The following is a 6,759-nucleotide window of genomic DNA, read 5'->3' on the forward strand; positions in this document are numbered from 1 at the left end:
AGCCGGTCTGGATCAGACCCCGTCGCGGCGTCCGAGGAGGAGCACCCGCTGCACGGTGTAAAACTCTACCGCGATCGGCGCTGCGGCCAAAACCCTGCGGTCTTGCTCGCGGACAGGGATGCGTCGCCCCGTATCCTGTTGTGGACTTACACGCCAGTAGGAAAGGGAAACAGTGGCGCTCGTCGTGCAGAAGTACGGCGGATCCTCGGTCGCGGACGCCGATCGGATCCGCCGCGTCGCCGAGCGCATCGTCGAGACCAAGAAGCAGGGCAATGATGTGGTCGTCGTCGTTTCTGCGATGGGCGACACCACTGACGATCTGCTGGACCTGGCTCAGCAGGTATGCCCGGTCCCGCCTCCCCGGGAACTGGACATGCTGCTCACCGCCGGTGAACGCATCTCCAACGCGCTGGTGGCCATGGCAATCGAATCGCTGGGCGCACACGCCCGCTCGTTCACCGGTTCGCAGGCCGGGGTGATCACCACCGGCACGCACGGCAACGCGAAGATCATCGACGTCACGCCCGGGCGGCTCCAAGCCGCACTCGACGAGGGCCGCATCGTGCTGGTCGCCGGCTTCCAGGGCGTCAGCCAGGACACCCGCGACGTCACCACGCTGGGCCGCGGCGGCTCGGACACCACGGCCGTCGCCATGGCCGCCGCACTGGGCGCCGACGTCTGCGAGATCTACACCGACGTGGACGGCATCTTCACCGCCGACCCGCGCATCGTGCACAACGCCAAAAAGCTGGACACGGTGACTTTCGAGGAGATGCTCGAGATGGCGGCCTGCGGTGCCAAGGTACTGATGCTGCGCTGCGTGGAATACGCACGCCGCCACAACATTCCGGTGCACGTCCGGTCGTCGTACACAGACCGGCTGGGCACCGTCGTCGTCGGATCGATCAAGGACATAGCCATGGAAGACCCCATCCTTACCGGAGTCGCGCACGACCGCAGCGAGGCCAAGGTGACCATCGTCGGAATCCCGGACATTCCGGGTTACGCGGCCAAGGTGTTCCGGGCCGTCGCCGACGCCGACGTGAACATCGACATGGTGCTGCAGAACGTCTCCAAGGTCGAGGACGGCAAGACCGACATCACCTTCACCTGCTCGCGCGACAGCGGTCCCACGGCAGTCGCCAAGCTGGATTCGCTGCGCGACGAGATCGGCTTCACCCAGCTGCTCTACGACGACCACATCGGCAAGGTGTCGCTGATCGGTGCGGGCATGCGCAGCCATCCCGGTGTGACGGCAACCTTCTGTGAGGCGCTGTCCGCGGTCGGGGTCAACATCGAACTGATCTCCACCTCCGAAATTCGCATCTCGGTGCTGTGCCGCGACACCGAACTAGATAAGGCCGTCGTTGCGTTGCATGAAGCATTCGGGCTTGGCGGCGACGAGGAGGCCACGGTGTATGCGGGGACGGGGCGGTAAATGGGCTTATCGATAGGGGTAGTGGGGGCTACCGGTCAGGTGGGTCAGGTGATGCGCACGCTGCTCGACGAGCGTGACTTCCCGGCCGAATCGGTGCGATTCTTCGCCTCGGCCCGCTCGCAGGGGCGCAAGCTGGGCTTCCGGGGTCAGGAGATCGAGGTCGAGGACGCCGAGACCGCCGACCCGGCCGGGCTCGACATCGCGTTGTTCTCCGCCGGCGCGAAAATGTCGCGGGTGCAGGCGCTGCGGTTCGCGGCCGCCGGCGCGGTGGTAATCGACAACTCGTCGGCGTGGCGCAAGGACCCCGACGTGCCATTGGTGGTCTCCGAGGTGAACTTCGAGCGCGACGCGCATCGGCGGCCGAAAGGCATTATCGCCAACCCGAACTGCACCACCATGGCCGCGATGCCGGTACTCAAGGTGCTGCACGACGAGGCGCAGCTGGTTCGAATCGTGGCGTCGACCTATCAAGCCGTATCCGGCAGCGGCCTGGCCGGGGTGGACGAACTGGCTCTTCAGGCCCGCGCGGTGATCGGCGACGCCGAGCAGCTGGTGCACGACGGCGCTGCGCTGGAATTCCCGTCACCGGCCAAATACGTTGCGCCCATTGCCTTTAACGTGGTCCCACTGGCCGGGTCGTTGGTCGACGACGACTCCGGCGAAACCGACGAGGACCAGAAGCTGCGCTCCGAGAGCCGAAAGATCCTCGGCATTCCCGACCTATTGGTCAGCGGCACCTGTGTGCGGGTGCCGGTGTTCACCGGGCACTCGCTGTCCATCAACGCCGAATTCGCCCGCTCGCTGTCGCCGGATTGCGCCCGCGCACTGCTCGACGGCGCGCCAGGGGTCAAGTTGGTCGATGTGCCAACGCCATTGGCCGCTGCCGGTGTCGACGAGTCATTGGTCGGGCGCATCCGGCAGGATCCCGGTGTGCCCGACGGGCGTGGCCTGGCGCTGTTCGTCTCCGGGGACAACCTGCGAAAAGGCGCTGCCCTGAACACAATTCAGATCGCCGAGTTACTGGCCGCTCAGTTGTGATTCGCGGGTTTACCGCGTCATTGTTGTTTTTGTTTGCGCCGCAGTCGATTTGGCTGGCCCACGCTGATCCTGCGGCGCCCGTGCCGGCGCCGATTCTGCGGCCGCTCGCCGAGGGCCAAGTGCTGCGCATCGGTCCGACGGCCGGCACCGGGACGGCCACCGGCGACTATGGTATCGGCGCCACCGATTTATGCGAGTTCGTCGAATTCCCGACCCAGCTGCTGCAGGTGTGCGGGGACAGCTTCGCCGGTCAGGGTGTCGGGTTCGGCGGCTGGTACGCGCCGGTCGCCCTGCATGTCGACACCGCGTCCGTCGACGATCCCGACGGGGTGCGCTATACCGGCGTCACCGGAATCAACAAACCGTTGCTGGCCGATCCGACACCGCCGGGGACTTCTCAGTTGCCCGCCGGGGTGGTCCAGATCAACCGTCGCAACTACCTGATGGTCACCACCACCAAGAACCTCGAGCCAGAGAACTCGCGGCTGGTGGCGGCGGACGCGACCCGAGGCGGCTGGCAAACCGTGCCCGGCTCCCGCCGCGACGCCACCTACCAGGACGGCCGGCAGACCCAGATCAGCGGCTACTACGACCCGGTGCCCAGGCCCGATTCGCCCACCGGGTGGGTGTACATCGCGGCCAACAGCTTCACCCGTCGCCAACCCGTGGTGCTGTACCGAGTCAAGCCGGAAGCGTTCACCGACCGTTCCAAGTGGCAAGGCTGGGCGGCCGGCCCCAACGGCGGCTGGAACAAGCCGCCTACGCCGCTGTGGCCGGACCTGGTCGGCGAGATGAGCATCCGGCAGATCGACGGCCAGACCGTGCTGTCGTACTTCAATGCGACGACGGGGGATATGGAGGTTCGGGTGGCGCACGACCCGACATTGTTGGGTTCGGCGCCGGTGACCACGGTGGTGCAGCACGACGAGTGGCCCGAGCCGGCCGAAAGCCTGCCGCCGCCGTACGACAACCGGCTGGCGCAACCCTATGGCGGCTACATCTCGCCCGGATCGACCCTCGATGAGGTGCGGATATTCGTCAGCCAGTGGGACACCCGCGCTCGGCAGAGCGGTCCCTATCGGGTGATCCAGTTCGCGGTCAATCCGTTCAAGCCGGACTGAGTCCAGCGGCCCGCCGCTAGGGTGACCCGTTCTTCCCGTGCGCGCCGCCATACAGGCTGGGACTGCCACCGATGCCCCCGGCCCCGCCGTTGACGCCGTTGCCCCCGTTGCCGCCGTTGCTGAAGATCCCTCGAGGGGTCCAGCTGTCGAAGAACATTTCGCTGTTGCCGCCGTTTCCGCCATTGGCGGGTCCGACGCCGCCGCCGGCGTTGCCGCCGTTTCCGCCGAAGGCCAAGAACCCTGCGGTGCCGCCGCCCGCACCGCCATTGCCGCCGACTCCGGTATGGGCGGCGCCGCCGTTGCCGCCGGCGCCGCCCATACCAAAGAAACCGCCGCCACCGTCACCGCCGATACCGCCGGTGCCGGCGGCCCCAGTTGTCGAGGCACCGCCGACACCGCCGACGCCGCCGATGCCCACACCCGACACCGCGACGCCGTAACCTCCGGCGCCGCCGGCGCCGCCCCCGCCCGCACCGGCGCCGCCGGCGGCGCCGGTACCACCCTGGCTGATGCCCAGCCCGATGAGGACCGGTGAGAAGGACGCGCCGCCAGCGCCGCCGTCGCCGCCTCTGGCGACGGCACCCACGCCGCCGAGCCCCCCAGTCCCGCCGTGGGCGTAGTCGAAACCGATCAGAGCGGTGGCGGTGCTGTCGCCGCCGGCGCCGCCAGGGAGGGCGTGACCCGCAATACCGGTAGTGGCCCCGCCCATCCCGCCGTCACCGCCGTAGGCGACGTTGATCCCGATCAGGTTTGTGGAAGTGGCCTGACCCCCGGCGCCGCCCGCAGCACCGATGCCGCCGGCGAGGGCGGCAGCGCCCGCGGCTCCGCCAGCACCGCCGTGGGCGTAGCCGATCCCAACGCCGTACATGCCGGCCGTGGCCAAGCCGCCGGTGCCACCGGGACCGCCGGTGATGCCGCCGGCGCCGCCGGTGCCGCCGGCACCACCCACGCCAAAGAGGAGGCCAGTTGCGATACCACCGGCACCGCCGCCACCACCTTCACCAGTGGTAGCGGTCCCGCCGTTTCCGCCGTGGCCGCCTATGCCGCCGATGGTCTGCAGCCCCCAGGCATTGCCTCCATTACCGCCCCCGCCGGCGTTCATCGCGGTCAACGAGTTCCCGCCGTTTCCGCCCGCGCCGCCTTGGCCAAGCAGCAGCCCGGCAGCGCCGCCGAAGCCGCCAGTACCGCCGACAGCCGTGGCGGTGGCGGCCCCACCGGCGCCGCCATTGCCGCCATTGCCGAATAGCCCAGCAGCCCCTCCGGCGCCGCCGTTCTGACCAGGCGCGCCGGATCCACCGTTGCCGCCGTTGCCGAACAAGATGCCGGCGACCCCGCCGGCAGCTCCGGTGCCGGGCGCGCCGTCGGTGCCGTTGGCGATCAGCGGGCGGTGATAGAGATAGTTCGTCGGTGCATTGATTGCTCCGAGGATGTCTTGCCCAATGGTTTGTAGCGGCGATGCGTTGGCGGCTTCGGCCGCCGCATACATGCCCGCGTTGGTGGTTAACCCCTGCACAACCTGCCGATGAAATAGTTCAGTCTTAGCGCTGAACGCCTGATAGCTCAGGGCGTGGCTGCGAAAGAGGCTCGCAATGGCCGCCGACACTTCATCGGCTCCGGCGGCCAGCACGCTGGTGGTGGGTGCGGTTGCCGCCGCGTTGGCCGCACCGAGTAATGAACCGATAGCGGCCAGATCCGACGCCGCTCCACTCAGGTATTCCGGTACCGTGTTAAGGAACGACATCGGCTTTCTCCAAACAATTCGTCGCTGCGGCAAGATGGCTTCTTGGACATGATGCACGGAAATCGATAAGCTTTGGAGCGCATGTTCCAATTTCTCGCAACGCGGCATGGTCGACGGTTGAAACATGTGGCTCGGCCTGCGGTTTCGGTGGACCGCTATGGGATAGATCACAGTTATATACGGCGTTTGAGGGCCTGTATTTGCTGCCGACCGCGTAAATGGTCTGACCTGAATTACGCTATTCAAGCTATGTATGTATGCGTAACGAGTATTCGCCTAGGCGGACACGCATTCCCGCCCGACCGTCAGCGCCACCATGAACCACGGGTAGACGAGGAGACGCCGGCGAGCGTGTGTTCGGCCGGTAGCGCGAAGAGGACTGTGGCCGCCGGGTGCCTGTCCCACCAATGCCCCTGGGAACAGTTCACGTCACACCCGCACCTAGTGCACGTGTGAGTCGCCATCACCCTTCTCCTTTGCCGTCGGGTCCGTCCGCAGTGCGTCCGCAACAGGTTCGCAACAGCGCATTCGCTGCCAGGCCTGTTTTGCCGGTATTCCCTGGTAGGGCAGTCTTTCTAGCTCACAGCTGCTACATAAGCAGCGCATAGCCACGACTAGTGTTTGCCGGTGCATCATTCATTGCATGAGCGAAACTTCTGACACCCCGACCGCGCGTACTTCCACCGCGGTAGCACCACCGCCGGCAGTGGCCGACCATCGGCCCTTCCGGGTTTTCAAAGCAGCCGCCTGGGTCGCGATCGTCGCCGGCATCGTTTTCATCGTCGCGGTCATCTTCTTCACTGGCTTCATCCTCGGCAAGCACAGCGGGCATGGCGGCTATCACCACCGGCACCACATGCACCACGGGATGATGCACCACCGTTCGGGAATGCCCAACCAGACCCCTGCGGTCAGTCCGGGCAGTCCGGCGGGGCCGAGCCAGGTTCCCTCGTCGGTTGCGCCGTCACTTTCCCCCACGCCGACGCCCGGTCGGTAACGTACCTGCAACCAGAAGGCCCGGTGCTCAGTAAGAGCGCCGGGCTTCATCAATTCATGGCAACGTTGTCGCCGCGGCCCTTTACGGTCATACAGGCCTGAGCCATATTCAAAGGTATGAGCGAAACACCGGAATCCCCAGCACCCGTCGCTACCGCGCCACCTCCGCCGGCATACGAGAAGCCGCCGCGCCTCTACCGGGTCGCCGCCTGGGTGGTAATCGTTGCTGGGATTCTCTTCATCGCCTCAACGCTGTTCTTTGCCACCGCCATGGTCTTCGGGTTCGGAAAGTGTCACCACCACCGCCATCACCACCCCGGCATGTTCGCGCCCGGCGGGCCCGGCGGTCCCGGTCCTGGCGGCCCGGGATGGCAATTCCGGTTCCCCGGACCGCCGCCTCCGGGCATGGGCCCCGGCTTCCCGCC

At 66.9% G+C, this 6,759-nt stretch carries 6 protein-coding genes; 5 read left to right on the forward strand and 1 reads right to left on the reverse strand.

Going from position 1 to position 6,759, the window contains the following annotated elements; translation table 11 throughout:
* Nucleotides 1-172: 172 nt before the first annotated feature.
* Genes BST12_RS24090 through BST12_RS24100 form a run of 3 tightly spaced genes read left to right on the forward strand, consistent with a single transcriptional unit; the run spans nucleotide 173 to nucleotide 3,597 of the window.
* Entirely contained in the window at nucleotides 173-1,438 is a 1,266-nt protein-coding gene (locus BST12_RS24090) for an aspartate kinase (RefSeq protein ID WP_083115758.1), read from the forward strand.
* Complete coding sequence (locus BST12_RS24095; RefSeq protein ID WP_083115759.1) at nucleotides 1,439-2,476, forward strand: aspartate-semialdehyde dehydrogenase; 1,038 nt, start codon at nucleotides 1,439-1,441, stop codon at nucleotides 2,474-2,476.
* Between the two features lie 20 nt (nucleotides 2,477-2,496).
* Nucleotides 2,497-3,597, forward strand: coding sequence for a DUF4185 domain-containing protein (locus BST12_RS24100; protein WP_139801879.1), 1,101 nt, complete (start codon nucleotides 2,497-2,499; stop codon nucleotides 3,595-3,597).
* Between the two features lie 16 nt (nucleotides 3,598-3,613).
* Here BST12_RS24100 and BST12_RS34360 read toward each other — a convergent pair whose 3' ends face one another.
* Complete coding sequence (locus tag BST12_RS34360; RefSeq protein WP_083115761.1) at nucleotides 3,614-5,338, reverse strand: PE family protein; 1,725 nt, start codon at nucleotides 5,336-5,338, stop codon at nucleotides 3,614-3,616.
* A gap of 634 nt (nucleotides 5,339-5,972) precedes the next feature.
* Here BST12_RS34360 and BST12_RS24110 point away from each other — a divergent pair.
* On the forward strand, nucleotides 5,973-6,335 hold the full coding sequence (locus BST12_RS24110; protein WP_245850540.1) for a hypothetical protein: 363 nt from the start codon (nucleotides 5,973-5,975) through the stop codon (nucleotides 6,333-6,335).
* A gap of 116 nt (nucleotides 6,336-6,451) precedes the next feature.
* The coding region (locus BST12_RS24115; RefSeq protein ID WP_083115767.1) for a hypothetical protein at nucleotides 6,452-6,759 on the forward strand (308 nt) is incomplete at its 3' end.

Source organism: Mycobacterium angelicum (assembly GCF_002086155.1).
Classification (GTDB): Bacteria; Actinomycetota; Actinomycetes; order Mycobacteriales; family Mycobacteriaceae; genus Mycobacterium; species Mycobacterium angelicum.